Genomic DNA, 20969 nt, shown 5'->3' with positions numbered 1-20969 from the left:
AGGCAATTTCTAAACGCGAAGAAGCTCATTTTCACGTTCTAATTGTTCTTCACGAGATAATTCTTTTTCTACGTTCACTGGTTTCACTTTTTGTTTTTTAGATATAGGAGGTTGTCCTTTCGCTTTTTCTTTTAGACTTTCTATACCTACTTTTAGAAAAATACTGTTCCAGCCCGCGATTAAAGAGGGATTATTCATGTTAAATTCCATCGCTGTATCTAGGTAAGAAGCTCCTGTTTGCTTCATAAAGTTTAATACATCTAATTTGAATTGAACAGAATAAACTTGCTTTGTCCGCTTTCTACATAGCCCATCTTCACCAAATTCTTTATTGGCACGTACCCATTTTTTTAGTTGAGATTCAGCTGGAATACCATATTTAATGGCTAATAATTTATAGCCTAAAGTACCTTCTAAATATTCTTTAACAACGATTAGTTTAAAATCATCGCTATATTTTGCCATATGAAAACACCCCAAAAATTAGATTTTAACTCTAACTTTTAGGGTGCAGTATAAAATGGGCTTCTTTTTTGTAGGCACTTCTATCTGTTTTTTCTACTTATTAAACTTTCTAATAATATAGTATATGCTTTTTTGTGTAATTAATTTTTATTTTTTCATATGGAGTTAATAAATATATAGAATTACCTTCATTTAACAACTCCATATCTAATTCACCAATAGATGAAATCGAATTTAACGACTCTTCTCCAGTAACATTTGTACCCACATTTGTTCTTAATGGATATTTTTTATCGTTAATAACGATATTTAATTCCTTCCAATTTGAGGGATTTCCTAAAGGACTATTTAATTTAATTTTTACAATATCATCTTCAAGCGTAAAATTAGTTAATTCGATATAGCTATCTTTATGATGTATTTGAATTTTATCACTTAACATGAAAATATCTGCATCACTGAATATAACATTTTTTTTAATAAATACTACGGGTGAAGCTATTACGCAAAATATAATTACTATAAATAATAGATTTCTTTTATTATTCATCTTAGGCATATTAAGAAGTCTTTACAGAAAATGTAATTTGTCCTGAAGTATTGCCTGTATTACGAATGTATAATTTATAATCTGCAAGCCCTGAATCTAAATTAAATGTAAATTCACCCGTGCTATTAAAATTTGTAGAATCCACCGTTGCTCCAGTATCTCTGTTTATAAGAGTTACCTTTAAAGGTAGTGATGGATTTTTTTTAATAGTCACTTTAACTTTTGAATGTGTACCCCATAATACTCCACTATTGTCAAAGCTTACTAATGTATCCATACCCGCTCCTAAAGTTACAGTTAGAGTATCATTATAACTTCTCGGGCCAATCTCGATCGGTTGCGCAACATATTCTCCCTCTACAGATGTTTCAACTAATGTATAGGATACTTCAGTCGATTGTTCTTCTTGTATTGAAGATGTGTCTAACTCACTAGCAAATGCTTGTGGAGATAAACCTGGAAAAGTTAGAGTAGCTAATCCTAAAGCCATTACTGTTTTAAATTTTTTCATTTCTAATCCTCCAAAATATGTTTTTTGCCCACATATAAATATTACAATAATGTAAATTTATTGTAAATATGTATTTTGATTATTTTTGTATAAAATTGTCTTTTTGTGTCTAAGTTTTGCACATGCTCTGCTATGTTCTGAAGGATTTCATAGTTTGATGAATTTACTAACAATCAAATATAAAGACTAAATAATAGTTATATAAGTAATAAAAAACCCCATAAAAGGCCTGATAAGCTCCCCAATAGGTAGACAGATTATAAAATAAAATCTGTTTATCAGATGGGGAGTTTTTCTCATGCCTAAAAATCATTTTCATTAGATATAAAATTATTAGCACTTCAATATTTTGATTGGATAGAAGGAAAACTTAAAGATTTTAAATTAACAGATATACTTATCTTTTTAATGAAAAATAAAGAGGTAGAAAAAGTAATTAATAGGTATAAACTTCGAAAGGTTTGGGATGATATTGGTATGAATCTAAATAACTTTGTACATGCAAATGTTTTTTTGTATGTTCGGATGAAATATGCTAATTTTAATTCCAAAAGTATAGAAAGAATTTTAAAAGATATTAAATTTAAAATGGAATATATCATTTCAATATTTGTTATATTAATAATTTTAATAAAACCAAATTTGATAGCAGCTAGCGATTATGTAGATGCATTAGATTTGGGTATTCAACCCGAAATAGGTAGCCAGTATTTTGTAGCACCTTTCATTCAAAATTATCTTGATGAACATATTGTAAATCTTAATCCGGAGATAAAAACTTTATTAAAGATAGTGTGTATATGGATATTAATTAGTACTTGTTGATTGGAAATTCATAGGGAATTATTTCACTGAGCGACTTGAGAACATTGAATGGAGCCAAATAAATAGATCTGTTATAACCGCATTAACAAAACACTCTAATTTAACGAAGTATTATATTTGTGTACCTAGGGATTTTAACGACAGTAGAAAAAAAGCCCGAATGGAAAGTCTATTACTTCCTCATTGGGTAAATGGCAGCAGTACGTTAAAGAGTGGACTGAATTAGCTCAGTCGAAAAAAGTGAATGTGGAGTTTATTTATTCGCGACGCCACGAGTTGAACATGATGTTACAAACAGAAGATACTAATTATATCGGAAGATAAATTATTAGAATTGTTAAAAGTTCAGGAAGAAAAAACGAAAATAAAATTATTGAGGCTTATGAAATTTACTGAAAAATAAAAGAGTAGATACTTGGATGCTCGTATACTATTTAATAAATCATCAAACAAAATTTCAGAATCAAAATTTAAATCTAAGTAGAGAGTTATACTTTGAGTATAAAAATAATTCAAATATTTTTAACGTAAGAAAAAATATGCTGGTTGCTAAAGATTTATAGGGAGAACATATTAAATCAGTTTCTGAATGATTGTAGGTGTTAGCTCCGTTATTGGTTGTTTAGGGTTAAGTTGTCGTAGAATATGTGTTTTTTAATTCGGCAACATCTAAATTTGCATTATTATCCTCAAATTGAAGTTGATAATCATTATCATTTATATTACCATACAAATATGATGTGGATTGAAGGAGTCGAGATATATGTTGGAAGATGTGGATTCAACTAATCATTTTACAAAAGAAATGATCGATATGGCTGTACAGTTATGGACACGCTCATCCATTTCATTAATAGATGTTCGTTACAAAATGCTTCATCCAGACAAGCCGATCCAAAGTTACAGGATGCCGACTAGTATGTTGGTATATACCTGTGGGGGAACGGCTAATGTAAAACTGGATCACACATTATATCAATCGGAACGCTTTGGTATTTTTCATGGAGGGAAAGGAACGGAATTATCGATTCATCCTACTAGCAGAAGTCTTGAGACTTACATGGTGCTGTATAGAGCAGAAACTCCTCCAATTTACAAAAGACAAATTTATCGTTTGTTAGAACATATTAATCCGTTTATACAAACGTATGGATTCTCACCAGGGAATCCCATTTTTTTTAAGGAGAAGTTTTTGAATATGAAAGACCATTGGGATCAGGAATCTGTGTTAAATCAATTTTATTCAAAGATTGTTCTGTATCAGATTGTCTATGAGATTTACAATGAGTTGGAGAAGGGAGATATTCTTTATTTCCAGCCCGATTATGTGGCTTTAGCCAAGCAATATCTGGAGCAACACTATAGCGAACCTGTGTCTATTCAACAGCTTATTGAAATGCTACCCATTAGTAGGAGCCAGTTAATTAGGCTTTTTAAAAAACGCGAGCATAAAAGCCTTCAGGAGTACTTGAATGAGATAAGGCTGGATTCGGCAAAGCGGCATTTGCAATACACAAATGCTACTATTCAAGAAATCGCAGCTGGGTGTGGATTTGTGGACGGATTAAATTTAATCCGCATGTTTAAAAAATATAATCATATGACGCCAAGTGAGTATCGGATAAAAATGATAACTGAAATGGACATTAATGATATTGATAATGATTATCATCCTCATTACAATGAGAGAGTACTAGATAAATTAGTCAAATCTAAGGGAAATGAGGAATTATTAATGTTCGGAAAGATAAGAAATAAGGAAATAATATTGGCGGCAGCCATGAGTTTGATGTTGTTGTTATCGGGGTGTTCATCGACTGCGCCTGTCAATAATGGAGCGACGACGAGCCCGTCAGAGACGCAAACACAGACAACATCAAATGCTGATACTAAGGAGACGCCGCAAACGAGAATTGTACCCACGCTCAAAGGAGATGTGGAAGTGCCTGTTAACCCACAGCGGGTCGTTGTCTTGTATTTGATGGGCGATCTGCTTGCTCTAGGAATAAAGCCTGTTGGTATCTCCACTCTGGTGGGAGAAGGTGATGCGGCTATCGCTAGCGAATTGGATGGTATTACCACTTTGGGAGATGGGCAACCGAGCCCAGAAGCGGTGCTTGCCCTAGATCCGGATCTCATTATTGTTACAACAGATGAAATTTACGACAATCTTAATAAAATCGCCCCGACTCTTTATATACCATATGATTTACCTGTAGAAGAACGCATGGAAATCTTGGGGAAAGCATTTGGTAAAGAAGACCAGGCCAAAGAACTTTTGGACAATTTTTATAATAAGGTGGAACTAAGCAAGCAGAAGTTGCAGCAAGCTGGTATTTTGGACAAAACCGTCACAATTATGGAAAGCAACAAAGGTTCTATGGCTGTAATGGTGGGGATGGGTTACGGACGTGGGTCACAGATTATTTATCAATATTTAGGGATGAAAGCACCTGAAATTGTGCAACAGAAAATAGAAACCTCCAAAAATGATGCTACTAGCATGGATGTTTCCTACGAAGTATTGACTCAGTATGCTGGTGATTATGTCTTTCGCTCTGCCTTTGAAGGAATGGAAGATTTATCAGACAACCGCATTTGGAATAACATTCCGGCAGTGAAGGAGGACAGACTTATCGATATGAGCTTTGGGTTGTTCTTCTACAATGATATCTTTTCGCTAGATAAGCAGCTTGACTTTGTCGTGGATAGCTTGCTGAATACTGTGAAATAAGAGGAACCCCAATGAATGTAATAACGTAGATAATTAATCTGATAACGGTATCCTTAAAATCAAAAAAATTCTGCCTACAGTTTAATTACAGAATAGATGAGATAAAATTGACCATGGATAGATTGTGAAGCTGTCACGTGCTTGAAGTGGGTATAATAAAAGTAGATGAGATAGAGAAAATCTATACCATCTGCTTTTTTGTTTTTTAAAATACCATTTAGGACTGATTTTCGTTAAAATTAACATTGTTGATTTTTACATTGGCTAATGAGATAAATGTAACATTTGACTTTATAATTTTTAACTGAGAGCATAGAGTTTTATCCATAGTGAGAGGATTTGGAATTAACATGATAGATAATTTTTGGCGTGATTTACCAAGACCATTTTTTGTGCTTGCACCGATGGAAGATGTGACAGATGTTGTTTTTCGTCACGTTGTAAGTGAAGCTGGTCGACCAGATGTGTTTTTTACTGAGTTTACAAATTCGGATAGCTACTGTCATCCAGAGGGAAAGAAAAGTGTGCGTGGCCGTTTGCTCTTTACAGAAGATGAGCAGCCAATGGTGGCACATATTTGGGGAGATAATCCCGAGTATTTCCGTGAAATGAGTATTGGTATGGCAGAGCTGGGTTTTAAAGGAATTGATATTAATATGGGCTGCCCTGTACCGAATGTAGCATCAAGAGGGAAGGGGAGTGGCCTTATTCTCCGTCCAGATGTCGCGGCAGAATTGATTCAAGCAGCAAAAGCGGGTGGACTGCCTGTCAGCGTGAAAACGCGACTTGGTTACAAGGATGTAAATGAGTGGGAGGATTGGCTAACGCATATTTTAAAGCAGGATATTGCGAACCTTTCGATTCATCTGCGAACAAGAAAGGAAATGAGCCTAGTAGATGCGCATTGGGAGCTTATTCCGGAAATCAAAAAGTTACGTGACCGTATTGCACCCAATACGCTACTAACAATCAATGGAGATATTCCTGACCGTCAAACGGGACTGCAGCTAGCTGAACAATACGGTATTGATGGCGTGATGATTGGGCGAGGTATTTTTAAAAATCCTTTTGCTTTTGAAAAAGAGCCAAAAGAGCATAGCAGTAAAGAGTATCTTGATCTTTTAAGACTGCAGCTAGATCTTCAAGATCAATATGCGGAAGAACTACCATGTTCCATCACAGGGCTTCATCGTTTCTTCAAAATTTATGTCAAAGGATTCCGTGGAGCAGGCGAATTAAGAAGTCAATTGATGAACACAAAATCAACGGATGAAGTGCGTGCCTTACTGGATAACTTTGAATCAAACAATATTGAATGACAATGAAATAATGGAACTGCCAATAAAGTCGTAGTAAATAACATTAGAAGTAGGAGCAAAGATTTGGAGATAAGATTTTCCTTTCTTTGCTCCTTTTAATTTATCGCTGTTGGGGCGGCTTTTTATTTATACAAGCCCTACTTTTAGTCATACTAATTTAGAAAGGTGAAGAAAAAGTTCAATGTAGATTTGAAATAAAGTCACGATATTTATAAAAAGATTTGATTAAAAATCCTGTGTTGCTATGCAGGATTTTTTACTTGTTCCACAAACGGGCCAGATTGTTGAATAACATTATTTTACGCAATGGTACAAAAATCCGCTTATATGTTATAATTTACCAATAATATTAATTGAGGAGCGATTATCTTTTGAAAAAGCGATTTTTACATAGAAATGATTGGACTAGAATTATACAACGCGACTATTCCATAGAGCAGATAAATGACAAAGATTTTAATGGATTTATTGCTCTTATAAAAATGAATGAAGTAAAAGAACTGTTAATAACTGAATATTTAATTAAAAATCTTTGTATTGTTGATAACAATTACTTATGGTTACAACAACTACCACTCAATGAAAATTTCGCTATTACATCAATGTTTAATGAAAATGGAGAAATTATTCAGTGGTACATAGATATCACATATGAAAATGGCGTTGAGAATGGAGAACCCTATATGATGGACTTATTTTTAGATATTGTTGTATTACCAACTGGAGAAATCATTGAAAAAGATAAAGATGAATTAGAAGAGGCTCTACACAATGATTGGATTACAAAATCACAATACGATTTTGCCTATCGAGTTTTTAATCAAGTGTTGAAACAAATACACGAAGGTACTTTTAAATACTTTGATTTAAGTTTGAAGCATCGAGACTATTTATTAGGTAAGATTCGTGAATAAATCATGCTTTAATATTTCATTACCAAATGAAAGTTTGAGTTTTACTTTAGGGGCAGTTTAAAAAAGGATGTTCAACAATCGGACGCTATTCTTGAAGGTGAATTGTGACTTTTTCAGCAACTGGGCTATTTAATTGAATAAAATACAAGAATTAAATTGGACGTGGAAATTGTGAAGAAAAGTACTTAAACTAACGGCAATTTAGTAGAATAAGAATCATTATATAAGGAGGTTTTTTTATGGAAAATAATTCATTTCGCAAGTTTCTTGATTTTTATCTAGAAGTTTGGAGAAATTCATCATTAACAGACTTGAAAAATATAATTTCCAAGGATTATAAAGCAAGAGAGATTTCAAGTGGCGAATTAGTAGACTTTGGTTATGAAGAGTCAATAATTGGTTGGGAACAAGGCTTTAATTTCGCAAAAGAAAAAGAAAATAAATGGGATTTAAATGAAATTTCAATAATTCCTTTACGGGAAGATGAATTTATGGCTATCTTGTCTGCTACATTAGTTATCGGTGGAAAGAAGTTAGAGAATGTTAGCTTATTTTTTCAAACGTTTAAAAAGAAAGAAAACGATGATTGGAATTTGATACGAAGTTACATAGAAACAGGAGTACCTAATGATAATGTAAAAAAAATCCAATGCAACTAACGTGATTTTAGTTCAATAACAATCTTCAACAATCTGGCCAATAATTAAATTGGACGTAGAGGGTGTAAAGAAAAGTACTTAAACTCCTCCGAACTTAATCATCTTTCATTTTCTGTGATGTAGCGTTGGTTTTTAAGCTACTTGGATGGCTAAAGAGGCAGTTTAGTTCAATAGGAGTCGTTTATAGTGACAATTTTTTATAATAAGTAAAAAAATTTTTTATTGTAAATTATAGGTAAATTTGATAAAATACATTAATTTGTGTATTTGGCGATGGATCGCACGAAATCGCAAATTTTATGGGGGGAGACGTTTCGTTGGAATTTAAGGGATTTAGCGTTTACGATCAAACGAACTTTTTAAAAAATTACATGACTAGAAGAAACAGAAAAGATAGTCCGAATAATGCCATTGAAGGTCCGATTATCTATGAATTAATTGGGAGCTTTCAAGATAGTAGTATTTTAGATTTAGGGTGTGGAGATGCATCGTTTGGTAAAGAACTCTTACATTTAGGAGCAAAAAAATACACAGGAGTAGAAGGTTCAGAACAAATGGTTGAAGTGGCGCGCTCTAACATACTTGGGCAAAATGGAGAAATACACCTAGAAACAATGGAGTCCTATAATTATCCAATAGAGGCATTTGATCTTGTAACGTCTCGATTTGCTATTCATTATGTTTCAGACATTGACCGCCTGTTTCAAAATGTTCATAAAACACTTAAAGAAAACGGAAGATTTGCTTTTAGTATCCAACATCCACTTACAACTTCGTCTTTTGCTAGTAAGCAATCAGGGGATAAACGTGGCAATTGGATTGTCGATGACTATTTCTGTGAGGGGGAAAGAAAAGAGCCTTGGATTGACCAAATAGTGGTGAAGTATCATCGTACAATCGAACATTATTTTATAGCACTTAAACAAGCTGGTTTTTCAGTTCTAGATTTACGTGAAGGTACACCAAAGCGTGAACATTTTAGTAGTGAAGATGAATTTATTAGAAGACAACGAATTCCGATTTTACTGGCTTTTTCTTGTGTGAAGTAAATAAATTTCCTAATATTGATTCTTGAACTAATAGGGGCTTTAGTCGAATAACGATCTTCCACAATAGGGCGCGTTTGTTGAACAACATAGCTGGTAAATGATCAAACTTTTTTTCAAAAATCTCATACTTATAATCAATCTTTACTCCAAAGCTACGTCCAATTCTTTATAGAGTTGGGCTTTTTTGTTTGCAACGAATAGAGGATTTAGAGAAACATCAGAGAATTGTATATAAGTACCATTATATGTAATGACGTGCTTATAGGAGTTGTATGAAGATGATTGTGACAACTAGACCGTTAAAAATTAAATATAAAAAATCAGTAAATACTTTTCAGGAGTTTATGCAAATTAATCACAACAAACATTCCCTTACGAAGGAAGTTGTTTTTCTACGATATATAGGTATACCTGATTCTGTAGATTTTTATAAAGAAGATATTCTAAAAATGGAGGAGTATTTCTCCAAGCAAAACGTATTTTATTTACGACTACATAAGCTTGAGATCATCCGCAATAAGGAAGATGTAGATAGATTGTCGGAAAGTTGGAGAACGTGGCAGACCGCTGCTGACAACACGCAATTACTGTATAAGCTACCTATGTGCAGTAAATTAGCGAGCGATCAACTTGAATGGACAAAAAAGCTAAGCTTTAAACAGATGATTCAACTATTTAAAGAAAATCAGCCTTATCCTAATGAAACGTTGTTAAAAAATTTTGCAGTTAAATTTTTATACTGGATGGATTATTATTTACCACAAATTTTTTCTGAGGAAAATCAAACGTCCCAAAAAATTGTTTTTATAGGTGACATCACGCAGCATGAATTATTGTTTTTATATTTCTTATCGACACTGGGGTGCGATATTTGTTACATGAATCCTAAAGGAGATATGGCCAATTTGTACCCTATTATAGAAACGTCATCTACCTTACATATGTGTCGTCATTTCTATGAAAAAGAAATACCATTGCCTACTAAAAGTACTACAAGACAATTGAACATTCCGGCTCAAAATACGAATACGACAGAGGAGTGGAGCTATGAGCAATTAGCTTCCTTAGCCACATCTGTTGTGATGATTAAGACATTCGGAGAGGATGACAAGGTTTTATGCTTTGGCTCTGGTGTCGTTCTCCATCAAGCGGGTTATATATTGACGAACTTGCATGTTGTGGGCGGTGGAAAATATTATTCTGTGCTATATGAAAATGATACCAACGAGTATATTACCCATCAATTTGTGAAATATCATGATATGCATGATTTGGCTATTTTAAAGGTAGACAGAATAAGCCATCCTTTACCTGTTAAAATGGATGGACAATTAGTTCGAGGGCAAAAAATTGTGGCGATTGGCAGTCCTTTAGGATTGTTTAATTCGGTTTCTGATGGGATTGTTTCCGGCTTTCGTGATATACGACAAATGTCTATGATTCAATTTACGGCTGCTATTTCAAACGGCAGTTCGGGTGGTGCTTTATTGGATATGCATGGTCGATTGGTCGGATTGATTACAGCAGGCTTCGATGATGGTCAAAACCTTAATTTGGCTGTACCTGCCTATTTAATTTATCAGTTTGCTCAAAACTTTATAGAAATAGCGACTTAAATTTCCACTATTCAACCATTGCTTTTTCATTCGAAATCTTATAGAATGTAGAACGGTATAAATGAACGATATAAAAATCCTTTAATACGGTCCAGAGAGGCTGAAAAGGGCTATGTGATATTTTTAAGCTAATATCTTTGCTTTGTCATGCCCTTTTGTCCTCTGTGACGGAAGGGCTTTATTTTGTTCCATACCCCTCTTTTAAAGGAAGTCCCGTGAGGCTTCAAAAGAGAATGGACAAGACAGCTATAATCCATTCACTAAAAGAGATCGACAACTAGAAAATTGGAGGCTAGAAAGAATGGATTATCGTAAAAAAACCGTGGTCGCTTCAGTGGCTGGGTTAACGCTAGAAGGAATGGACATTATGTTTATTTCTTTTGCTATGACAATGATTATTGCAGAATTTAATATTGACCTTGCAACAGGTGGATTGATTTCATCCATCACGAATATTGGGATGCTACTGGGTGGTATTGTTTTCGGAGTGTTAGCAGATAAATATGGTCGAGTAAAAGTGTTTACGTATACGATTATTTTATTTGCCATCGGAACGGCCTTAACAGGAGTAGCAACAAGTATTGAACAAGTTTATGTGTATAGATTTATTGCTGGCTTAGGTGCAGGTGGGGAATACGGTATTGGTATGGCGCTTGTGGCAGAGGCTTGGCCAAAAAATAAACAAGGCAGAGCATCCTCCTACGTCAGTGTAGGTGCACAATATGGAGTAATTTTAGCAGCTTTGTTAAGTGCTATTATTTTACCAACATTAGGATGGCGAGCATTATTCTTTGTAGGATTACTACCAGTCATTTTCGCCTTTATCGTACGTAAAAATATTGATGAATCACCAGAATGGTTAGCAGCGCAGAAAAAACAAAAAAATAAGCAAGAGAACGGGAAATTGACACAGTTATTTGCTTCACCACGTATCACCATGACAACACTCTCTCTGATTCTAATGGCTACTGTTCAAATTGCAGGCTATAATGGTCTGATGATTTGGCTACCATCGATGTTACAGAAATCGCAAGGTTTATCGGTCTCAAGCTCAGCATTGTGGACAATTAGTACCGCAGTCGGCATGATCATCGGAATGCTGACGTTTGGTAGATTTATGGATCGTTTTGGTGCAAAGCGAACATTCGGTATCTTTTTATTAGCCTCTGCATGTGCTGTATTCCTTTACTCATTTGCAACAGGTGCAGTAGCGATATTAGTAGGCGGTGCGGTTGTAGGATTCTTCTCTAATGGCATGTTTGCAGGATATGGTGCATTAATTAGTAGCTTCTATCCAGTACAAATTCGCAGTACAGCAACAAACACCATTTTTAACTTTGGTCGAGCTATAGGTGGATTTTCACCAATCTTTGTCGGCTATATTTTACAAAGCTACGATATGACTGTCGTTATGATTTACTTAGCAGCACTGTATTGTATTTCCTTTATCATCATGCTAACGCTTAAGAGCTCAGGTAAGGAATTGCAAACAGCATAATTTTTTAGAGCACGAAAGAACGAATTCCATTTCTTCAAATGGCATTCGTTCTTTTCTTATTAGTATTTAATTATAATAAACCCTTTGAACGTTTTTCAGCGATTTCAACAAGGCGTTTTGTAATCTCTCCTCCAACGGAACCATTTGCGCGAGAAGATGCTTCTGGCCCAAGCTGAACGCCAAACTCTTGTGCAATTTCATATTTCATTTGATTGACAGCTTCATGTACACCCGGTACTAGAAGTTTATTTGAACTGCGGTTATTATTAGCCATTGTTCTCACCTCCTTGACCTTAGAATGGTTGTGATTAAACTTTTCATACATTTAAAAAGTAGGAAATGCACACGCTAATTGCTAACAACAACAACTTGTGGAAAGCTAGTAATAATCAGCAAACTCTCTGTTATAATTAAGCCTGGCTCTTTACTATATAAGGTTAATTAAAGGAGGAATAACATAATGACGAATAACGATATCTTAATTCGTTTACGCTATGCGTTCGATATAAAAAATGTAGATATGGTAGAAATTTTCAAACTAGGTGGCATGGATTATACAAAGGAAGAAGTATTAAATATGCTGATTAAGATTAATGATGAGGAAGAAGCGCCGGAAGAATACATCAAATGTAATAACAAAATGTTAGAGGCTTTTTTAAATGGATTAATTACTTTTAAACGTGGGCCTCAAAAACCAAAGGAAGGACAGACAGAGGGGCCGCTACCTTTGTCTGGTAAAGAAAGCCCAAATAATATGCTATTAAAGAAAGTGAAAATTGCTTTAGCTTTAACAACTGAGGAGATGCTTGAGCTTTTATACGATGGCGGCATAAAAGTTACAAAAGGTGAATTAGGTGCTATTTTAAGAAATCCAAGTCATCGTAATTATAAAGAGTGCGGCGATTCATTCGTACGAAATTTTTTAAGAGGCTTAACATATAAATATAGAGCGTAACGCACGAAGGATATCAATCATAAAGTGCCATTTTTTTCTTTGAAACTCGTTGACATTTTGTGACGAAATTGTGTACAATAAAATTATCACAAAATGTTCACAAAAAAGATGAAAAATGTTCACAAACAAAGGGGTGCTTGTATGATTTATTTTGACATCTTATTAGTAGCTATTGCATGTATTACAATGCCTTTTATTGTTGCAGTTATGTTAGATATTTTTTATGCGGAGCGAAAAAAAGTACGCTTTTCATTACGTCGTACTTCAGTATGGTATATCGCTATGTTTGCATTATCCTTTATACCATCCGTATTACTTGTCACACAAAATGTATAATTTATTCAAACACTTAGGGGTAAGTGAAATGAAAATAGACAGTTACAACGTTAATTGAGGTTGTAGCTGTTTTTATTTTGTTCAATAAGATGAATAAAAACTTCTTAATGATGTATTTTCAAACACAAAAATAATTGTTATTGATGGATAAGATAGTATAAAATATGTATATTTTAAATGGCGAGCATTGACTACTTTTACCTATTGTGTTAATTTTGGTATGGAAATATAGGCAAATTTACTGAAAAGTAGAGACGCAAAGCTACAGGTCTAAGGCAATAAATGCTATGACGGCTGGGTTGCAAAAGAGTGCTAGTTGTATCATTCCAATTCTAGTTTTTGTTCTTTTATGCCTATTTCTTTTGAAATAGGCTATTTTTTTTTTGTAAGAAAAATTCAAAAGGGGAAAAGGGGTAATGAAGTTGTTAAAAAACACATCATTAAAAAACAAGCTTTTACTAACAGTCTCTATCGTTGTTTTACTGCTTATCGCCATTATTACAACGCAAAGTATTAGTGAATTGAATAATCGGATGAATGTGGATTTGGAGCAGGAATTAAAAAGTGTTGGCTTATTAACAGCTATGAATTTAGACAGTGATGAAGTGAAAGACTTGCTGTCCGAAAAAGGGGAAACAAACGCAAAGTTTACAAAAATCCAAAAGCAACTTGATATGATTCAAGAACAGCAAGGTATTATGAGCTGGAGTTATATTTGGGATGTAAAGGATGAGGGTGGTGTCAACCCCATTGGCTATACCTCTAATCTAAATGAAGTATACGAAGCTGGTGAAATTTTTACTGAATTAGCGGATGAACATGTAGAAACAGCAAAATTAGCTATTGAAAATAACAGTACGGAAGTAACAGATATTTTCGAAGATCCTTTTGGCTCTTGGAGAACTGTTTTTAGTCCCATTAAAGATGATAGTGGACAACTGATTGCCCTATTAGGGATTGATTACTCCGCTGATTATATCAATACGATTATTAAAACAAGTGTAATCAAACAAATTGTCATTGCCATTATCGGCATTTTAATTTTATTAGTTTTAGTTTACATAATTATAGATCGACTTTTAAAACCACTGAAAAAAGTGGTGAATGTTGCCAATCAAGTGGCAAATGGTGAATTAATAGATGTTGACTTAGAGACATCAAAGGATGAAATTGGAAAATTATCTGAATCCATTCGGACAATGGTGGCTAATTTGCAACATATTATTTTAAACATACGAAATACATCCAATCATGTGTCTTCAGCAGCTAATCAGCTCACTGTACATGCTGGTGAAACCTATAGCAGCTCCACAAATATTGCATTAGATATGAATCAAATTACGCAAAATGCTGAGGCCTCGATGACCATGACCGAGGAAACAGCCGCTGCTATGGAGGAAACAGCAACAGGTATTCAGCAAATTGCGGATTCTGCAAACACTGCTGCGGAATCGTCTATCTCAGCATCACAGGCTTCTGAGCGAGGCAATGAAGTTGTACAACAGGTTATTGCACAAATGGAATTAATTAATGATTCTGTTGAACAAATAGGGACAACCATTAATGGACTACATGTTAATACTAAAAAAATAAGTGAAATTGTTAGCTTAATTACTGCTATTGCCGATCAAACAAATCTATTAGCATTAAATGCTGCCATTGAAGCAGCACGAGCAGGTGAGCATGGTAAAGGCTTTGCCGTTGTTGCGGATGAGGTGAGACGCTTAGCTGAACAATCCTCTCAATCAGCAACAGAAATTTACAATCTAATTAGTTCTATTCAATCTGATTCAAACGCTTCTATTACGGTCATGGAGAAGGGCAAAGAGGATGTTAAGGTAGGGATGGCATTTACGACTGAAGTAGGAGAAATCTTTAAAGAAATTCTTACTTCCTCAGAAGAAGTGGCTAGCCAAATACGTGAAATTTCTGCAGCCTCACAACAAATTTCCGCATCCTCAGAGGAAGTGGCGGCATCTGTTAATAATATTAAACAATCTGCAGAGCAGTCAGCGGAATTCTCTTCGAATGTATCGAAATCTACACAAGAGCAATTATCTACCATGCAGGAAGTAAAGGATGCCTCTTCGTCACTGGGCAAAACAGCAGAAGAACTGCAAGGTCTTGTGGCAAAATTCAAATTGGAGAATGATCATAATGGACATTAATTTTACAGGAAAAAATGTTTTAATTACAGGCTCTAGTAAAGGAATCGGCAAAGCCATTGCATTAGGATTTGCGCAACATGGAGCGAATATTTTAATCAATTATATAGGGAATGAGCAAGAGGCAGAAGCGGTTCGTAAAGAAGCAGAAAAGCTTGGTGTAAAAGCTTTAACATTCTATGCCGATGTTTCTAATTCACAGGAAGTAAAAGCGATGTATCAATTTATGGACGAGCAGTTTGGAGATATTGATATTCTTGTGAATAATGCAGGCTTTGCACAGGGTTCAAGCATTACAGATTTAACGGACGAGCAGTGGGATCGCATGATTAAAGTTCATTTATATGGTTGCTTCTACAATTGTCGTGAAGCAGCTAAAAGAATGAAAGAACGTAATAGAGGAAAAATCATAAATATTTCATCTGATATTGGTAGCTTAGGTTGTGAGGAATTCTCACATTATTCAGCTGCGAAGGGTGCTATTAATGCTTTTACCAAGTCTTTAGCAAGAGAATTAGCACCTTCGATACTTGTCAATGCAGTTGCCCCTAGTGGAACATTTACGGACATTTTAAAAGAATTTGGCGATAACTATGTGGAGGAAGAATCAGCAAAATATCCATTAAAACGTTTAGCGCAACCAGAAGAGATTGCGAAAAGTGTTTTATTTTTAGCCTCTCATCATGCTGACTTCTATACAGGTCAAGTTTTAACGCCTAATGGTGGAGTCGTGATGAACGGATAATGGAAAACTAAGGAGTAAACAATGTTAAATATTATTATCTTTTGCTTATACTTATTATTTATCTATTACATTGGCTATAAAGGCTATAAGCGTGTCAACACAGCTGAGGATTTAATTGTTGCTGGCTGGAGCATGCCTTTATCCGTTGTAACGGGTAGTTTAGTCGCTGCCCTACTAGCTGCCCCATTCTTTTTTGCAGCAGTAGGTTCAGGTTATACAAGCGGTGGCTTTGAAGGATCGGCAACAATGGGTGGTTTAGGGACTTGTATGATTCTTGGAGCACTCATTTGGACAAAACCATTACGACGTTTGAAGGGCTGGACTTTAGCAGATTACTACGGTTTACGCTATGGCAGCAAAAAGCTAGGAGCCTATACAGGAGTCGTTATGGCAATTGCTTTTGGTGTTTTTAATGCAGCGGCGTTAACAGTTGGCGGTACCTATATTATTCAGCAATTGTTGCAAATTGATTTTATTCCTGCGGCACTTCTATTTGTATCGCTAACGGCTATTTATTCAGTTATTGGTGGTTTATGGGCAGTTGCCTATACTGAAATCGTGCAAGGTGCGCTTGCAGTAGCCGGTATTTTGGGTATTACCATTTTTATTTTGTTTTACTATCCAGACGTTACATTTAATCCTGATTGGTGGAATATCGGTACATTATTTGAGAAGGCAGGAGCAGAGTTTTGGACTTTATATCTTGTACTAGCACTTGGAGATATCCCTGCAGTTGATCTTGGGCAGAGGGTAGCTGCAGCGAAAAGTCCACGAGTGGCACAGCGCAGTATGATTATTGCTGGTATTATTGTCATTGCAATTAGCTGGATTCCAGGGATGCTAGGGGAAGCCTTCAAGTCAATTTATCCTGAAAGCTCTAACCCAGAAACATTGATGCTTACCTTTGCACAAGGTTATTTTCCGCCCTTATTAGCAGCTATTTTCTTAACAGCCATGGCAGCCATGGGGATGTCTACAGTAGCTGCATGTTATGTAGCGACTTCGGGGATTGTGACAAAGAATATCTATTTAGATTTTATTAATCGTAACCCTGATCCTAAGAAGCTATTAAGATTTTCACGATCTATTATTCTAGCTAGTGCTTTATTAGGTTTAGTGCTAGCTGTAAGCTTTCAAAAAGTCATTGATTTAGCTTATTTAGCATGGGATATTATTTTCGTGACAATATTCTGGCCAATCGTTTTAGGACCATTTTGGAAACGTGTGAGTACACCGGCAGTTTGGGCAAGTATTTCTGTTGGCTTAGTTTATTACATTGTAACATCACTAACATTCGTACCTAGTCTGACAATCCAATCAGAAGGCTTCATAGGTCTATTAAATGAATTATGGCAGGCTCCTGTATTTTCAGGTGTTGTGATAACGGGTATCACGATTGTCGTGGTGAGCTTACTAGTACCACCATCTGAGCATGTTCTTGAGATGCACAAAATAGAAAAAGATAAAACATTAGACGACGTAAGTAGTAAAGAAGAGTTAATGGGTCGTTAAAAATGAAAGCACGGGTTCATTGAAAAGTTCAATGGATTCGTGTTTTTTATTAGAATGAAAAGCTAGAATCAAGAATACTATTGCTAGTACATCAACTGAATTTTTCTAGTGAGTATCTTGATAAAGGCGGGATTTGGATGAAAAATATTTTCTTCATTTTATTAGGGATTGTCTATCTTTTTCTAGCAAATGCCATTGGATTAGTCATTATTAAGCAGCTATTTTTTTTAATTGGGCTAGCTTTAGTCGGTATAGGTAGTATTCGTTATTTAAAAGAGCGTTATATTGCTGCACAAACTTTGGCAGCCATGACAGAAGCTAGTGAGGAGGAGATAATGGCTATTCCTCATACCCAATGTACACTTTCAGGTGATGCGTTGAATGCCTTATTGTTAAATGAACAGACAAACACGCTTATTTTCGCACGTAGAGAAGCTTTAGACGAAGAACTGAAAATAATAGAGATTCCGTTTAACAAAATATATGAAGTGGCCATCATGGAAGATGAGGTGTTTATGGTTAGAACAAAGAATCACCTAATGAGTGGGTCCTTACTTGCAGAGGCGGATGAAGTAGAAGAAGAGGTAGAAGAAGATACAATCTCACAGCTATCGTTAAAGCTAGTAGTAGATCATTTATCAGAGCCTATTCAAGAATATATGTTTATGGATAATAGTGAAGAGCCCATCTCGAAAGAGGAAGATGACTATAAAGAAGCCATGGAGCTTTGTGAGAAATGGTTTCAAAAGATAAGTGTCATTATTAAACGTCATGAATTGGAACGCGTTCCGATAAGTCATTGGCAATAATAGAAAAGGCTATCTCAAAATAGAGAAATTTGAGATAGCCTTTGTTGTGTAGTTGATTAAATCTTAAATTGCTGTAGCTGCGTATTTAATTCCTCGGCCATGCCAGCAAGCTGATTTGCACTTCTAGCGATTTCATCCATTGTAGCGGCCGTTTCCTCTACAGTCGCTGTTGTTTGCTCAACACCAGCAGCAGATTCTTGCGAAATAGAGGCCATATCATCAATAGAAGCATTAATGGTTTCAGAATTTTGAGCAAGCTGATTTAAATTCGTTGATATGGTTGTAATATTATCGATCATATCCTCAACAGCATCAGAAATTTTTTCAAATGTTTCATTTGTTTGATCGAGCTGGGTTGTTCCTTTTTTTACTTCCTCATAGCCAGTTTGGAGGGCAGATGTAACATTGCCCGTCTCACCTTGAATACGATGGACAATTGTTGCAATATCCGTGACAGAGAACTGTACTTGTTCAGCAAGCTTTCGGACTTCATCTGCTACAACAGCAAAGCCCTTGCCATGCTCACCTGCTCGTGCTGCTTCAATTGCTGCATTTAATGCAAGTAAATTTGTTTGGTTTGAAATATCATCGATAACAGACACAAGCTTGGAAATTTCAGCAGATTGCTCATTTAAATTTTCCACCTTTTTCACAGAGTCTAATACAATTTCATTTATTGTAGCCATTTGTTTGGTAGATTGCACCATTAAGCTTTTTCCGGAAACCGTTAAATTTTGAACATGACTAGAATGTTTGCTTAACTCAATGCCCTCTTGTGTAGTTTCATGAATGCTACGCTTGAATGCTGTCATTGTCTCTGCCAAATCACCTGTTGTGGAGGCTTGTGTTTCTGTACCTGATGCAAGCTCTTGCATCGTTACTGTAATTTGCTCAGTACCTGCTTGTACTTCATTCCATACTTGTATTGGAATTGTAAGTGTAGGTTGTAAAGCTAACTACTAAAACTAACAAAAGAATAAATGCACTTAAAATTCGAGCTTTAAGTGTTTTAAACTTGATAATGCCCTTCATTTTCCCATCCCTTTACTATCTCATTGAGAAATTTTTTCAAACACAAATACTATTTTATAACTATTTATGCATATTAATAAGCCTTTCGATAGAAATATTTAAAAATAGTTTTTTAGTACAATGATATAATTGTTTTCCTTTTATTAATAGTTAAATATATATAGATGTTTAATAACAAATTCATGTATTTATGTAGAATTTCCTATGTGGAAAGAAAATGCACCTGAAGCAACATGCTTCAAGTGCCATAAGTAAAAAATTATCTACTGTTTTTGTTTTTTTGCTTGCCGCTCCCATTGTAGTAAGGAAGGATAAGGATCGAAAGCCCATTCGGTTCTTCCGTTAAATTTATAAATCCCATAATGAAGGTGTGGAGGGAATTTACCAGATGTACCTTCTTTTCCGTATCCAGAGCTTCCCACATAGCCAAGAACAGTACCAGGTTTTACAATTGTACCGACTTCAATTTCCTTATGATAGCTACCGAGGTGGGCATAATAGTGGTAGGAATTATGATTGTCGCGAATACCAATACGCCAGCCACCAAATTGATTCCATCCTTTTACCTCGACAATTCCATAAGAGGTTGATAACACTGGCGTTCCATAGCTTGCAAAAATATCAGTTCCCTCATGAATTCGGCGACCACCCCAACCTCGATTGGCGCCCCATGTGCCCTTGTAACTGTAATCAGAGCGAATATTTAGTGGGAAAGTATGTGCGTCAAGTTCAATTGTTTTAAAATGTCTGTACAATGTGGAGATGGTAAATATTTGATTGACCGCTTCTTCGCTCCCATAATATTCCCATAATGCTAATTTAAAATCTTCATCAGTCGTTCCAAATTTTCCTAAATAACTAGCCATCGAAAAAATGACATCCTCATCATCCTTTGGACTAGCGAGCCCATCGTGATTACCATCAAGGCCCATTCCTCCGAAATAGCTAATTGTCTCAGGAGAAGTGTCTTCTTTTACAGGATTTAAAGCGCCTGACCAGTATTCATCAGAAAATTGGATAGCCAAATAGCCTTCTCGTTTAGGGATGTCTTTACGGACAGATTGTAAATTTCTTTCATACTGATCGATAGCAGCCAAAAAGTTCCAAGGAATGAGTAATTCATCGAATTGTACATAATAGGACATACGCTGCTGTAAAATTTCTTCTTCTGTTAGATCCTCCTTTGCCAAAGAGGCAGTAGGGTACAGCATTATCCCTAAAAATAAAAATGTGAAAAGAAATGTAAAATGGCGATGCAATGATGGACCTCCTTTC

The 20969-nt window shown here is 35.3% G+C and carries 20 protein-coding genes and 1 riboswitch; of the genes, 14 read left to right on the top strand and 6 right to left on the bottom strand.

The window, feature by feature from the left end; translation table 11 throughout:
- Window positions 1–9: 9 nt before the first annotated feature.
- The 3 genes from MHB40_RS21940 to MHB40_RS21930 all read right to left on the bottom strand — a co-directional run bounded on the left by MHB40_RS21940 (window position 10) and on the right by MHB40_RS21930 (window position 1526).
- Window positions 10–465 carry a transposase gene (locus MHB40_RS21940; RefSeq protein ID WP_342441658.1) on the bottom strand — a complete coding sequence of 152 codons (456 nt, stop codon included), beginning with the start codon at window positions 463–465 and terminating at the stop codon, window positions 10–12.
- A gap of 109 nt (window positions 466–574) precedes the next feature.
- On the bottom strand, window positions 575–1024 hold the full coding sequence (locus tag MHB40_RS21935; protein ID WP_342441657.1) for a hypothetical protein: 450 nt from the start codon (window positions 1022–1024) through the stop codon (window positions 575–577).
- Window position 1025: 1 nt separating this feature from the next.
- Window positions 1026–1526 carry a hypothetical protein gene (locus tag MHB40_RS21930; RefSeq protein ID WP_342441656.1) on the bottom strand — a complete coding sequence of 167 codons (501 nt, stop codon included), beginning with the start codon at window positions 1524–1526 and terminating at the stop codon, window positions 1026–1028.
- Between the two features lie 408 nt (window positions 1527–1934).
- Between MHB40_RS21930 and MHB40_RS21925 the strand changes: the two genes are divergently transcribed.
- The 8 genes from MHB40_RS21925 (at window position 1935) to MHB40_RS21890 (ending at window position 12140) form a co-directional block, all read left to right on the top strand.
- Window positions 1935–2351 (top strand): hypothetical protein, encoded by a 417-nt coding sequence (locus MHB40_RS21925; protein ID WP_342533464.1) that lies wholly within the window; start codon window positions 1935–1937, stop codon window positions 2349–2351.
- Window positions 2352–3114: 763 nt separating this feature from the next.
- Entirely contained in the window at window positions 3115–5085 is a 1971-nt protein-coding gene (locus tag MHB40_RS21920; RefSeq protein ID WP_342441654.1) for an AraC family transcriptional regulator, read from the top strand.
- Window positions 5086–5435: 350 nt separating this feature from the next.
- On the top strand, window positions 5436–6404 hold the full coding sequence (locus MHB40_RS21915) for a tRNA-dihydrouridine synthase (RefSeq protein ID WP_342441653.1): 969 nt from the start codon (window positions 5436–5438) through the stop codon (window positions 6402–6404).
- 371 nt (window positions 6405–6775) lie between these two features.
- Window positions 6776–7318: a DUF402 domain-containing protein gene (locus MHB40_RS21910; protein WP_342441652.1), complete on the top strand. Its 543-nt coding sequence runs from the start codon at window positions 6776–6778 to the stop codon at window positions 7316–7318.
- Between the two features lie 239 nt (window positions 7319–7557).
- On the top strand, window positions 7558–7977 hold the full coding sequence (locus MHB40_RS21905; RefSeq protein WP_342441651.1) for a flavoprotein: 420 nt from the start codon (window positions 7558–7560) through the stop codon (window positions 7975–7977).
- Window positions 7978–8294: 317 nt separating this feature from the next.
- The gene (locus tag MHB40_RS21900; protein ID WP_342441650.1) at window positions 8295–9026 is read left to right on the top strand and encodes a class I SAM-dependent methyltransferase; all 732 of its coding nucleotides are present in this window, start codon (window positions 8295–8297) and stop codon (window positions 9024–9026) included.
- A gap of 278 nt (window positions 9027–9304) precedes the next feature.
- Entirely contained in the window at window positions 9305–10642 is a 1338-nt protein-coding gene (locus MHB40_RS21895; RefSeq protein WP_342441649.1) for a trypsin-like peptidase domain-containing protein, read from the top strand.
- Between the two features lie 301 nt (window positions 10643–10943).
- Window positions 10944–12140, top strand: coding sequence for an MFS transporter (locus MHB40_RS21890; protein ID WP_205445695.1), 1197 nt, complete (start codon window positions 10944–10946; stop codon window positions 12138–12140).
- Between the two features lie 70 nt (window positions 12141–12210).
- Here MHB40_RS21890 and MHB40_RS21885 read toward each other — a convergent pair whose 3' ends face one another.
- Window positions 12211–12414 (bottom strand): alpha/beta-type small acid-soluble spore protein, encoded by a 204-nt coding sequence (locus MHB40_RS21885; RefSeq protein WP_004225662.1) that lies wholly within the window; start codon window positions 12412–12414, stop codon window positions 12211–12213.
- A gap of 186 nt (window positions 12415–12600) precedes the next feature.
- Between MHB40_RS21885 and MHB40_RS21880 the strand changes: the two genes are divergently transcribed.
- From MHB40_RS21880 to MHB40_RS21855, 6 genes are all read left to right on the top strand, one after another.
- Entirely contained in the window at window positions 12601–13095 is a 495-nt protein-coding gene (locus tag MHB40_RS21880; protein WP_342441648.1) for a DUF1456 family protein, read from the top strand.
- Between the two features lie 141 nt (window positions 13096–13236).
- Window positions 13237–13431, top strand: coding sequence for a hypothetical protein (locus MHB40_RS21875; RefSeq protein ID WP_004225659.1), 195 nt, complete (start codon window positions 13237–13239; stop codon window positions 13429–13431).
- Between the two features lie 221 nt (window positions 13432–13652).
- Window positions 13653–13738, top strand: a riboswitch (cyclic di-GMP riboswitch).
- A 109-nt stretch (window positions 13739–13847) separates the two neighbouring features.
- Complete coding sequence (locus MHB40_RS21870) at window positions 13848–15599, top strand: HAMP domain-containing methyl-accepting chemotaxis protein (protein ID WP_205445692.1); 1752 nt, start codon at window positions 13848–13850, stop codon at window positions 15597–15599.
- Window positions 15589–16341: a 3-oxoacyl-ACP reductase family protein gene (locus MHB40_RS21865; protein ID WP_342441647.1), complete on the top strand. Its 753-nt coding sequence runs from the start codon at window positions 15589–15591 to the stop codon at window positions 16339–16341. Before MHB40_RS21870 ends, MHB40_RS21865 begins: the two co-directional genes overlap by 11 nt.
- A gap of 21 nt (window positions 16342–16362) precedes the next feature.
- On the top strand, window positions 16363–17853 hold the full coding sequence (locus MHB40_RS21860) for a sodium:solute symporter family protein (protein ID WP_342441646.1): 1491 nt from the start codon (window positions 16363–16365) through the stop codon (window positions 17851–17853).
- A 137-nt stretch (window positions 17854–17990) separates the two neighbouring features.
- Window positions 17991–18662 carry a hypothetical protein gene (locus tag MHB40_RS21855; RefSeq protein WP_342441645.1) on the top strand — a complete coding sequence of 224 codons (672 nt, stop codon included), beginning with the start codon at window positions 17991–17993 and terminating at the stop codon, window positions 18660–18662.
- A gap of 56 nt (window positions 18663–18718) precedes the next feature.
- Here the strand turns inward: MHB40_RS21855 and MHB40_RS21850 are convergent, their stop codons facing one another.
- The gene (locus MHB40_RS21850) at window positions 18719–19537 is read right to left on the bottom strand and encodes a methyl-accepting chemotaxis protein (RefSeq protein WP_342441644.1); all 819 of its coding nucleotides are present in this window, start codon (window positions 19535–19537) and stop codon (window positions 18719–18721) included.
- Window positions 19538–19957: 420 nt separating this feature from the next.
- Window positions 19958–20953: a M23 family metallopeptidase gene (locus tag MHB40_RS21845; RefSeq protein WP_342441643.1), complete on the bottom strand. Its 996-nt coding sequence runs from the start codon at window positions 20951–20953 to the stop codon at window positions 19958–19960.
- Window positions 20954–20969: the final 16 nt, after the last annotated feature.

Origin of the sequence: Lysinibacillus sp. FSL K6-0057 (genome assembly GCF_038630885.1) — a bacterium.
GTDB classification, from domain to species: Bacteria; Bacillota; Bacilli; order Bacillales_A; family Planococcaceae; genus Lysinibacillus; species Lysinibacillus fusiformis_F.
Note: the sequence above shows the minus strand (reverse complement) of the source record. Positions and strands in the feature narration are given on the sequence as shown.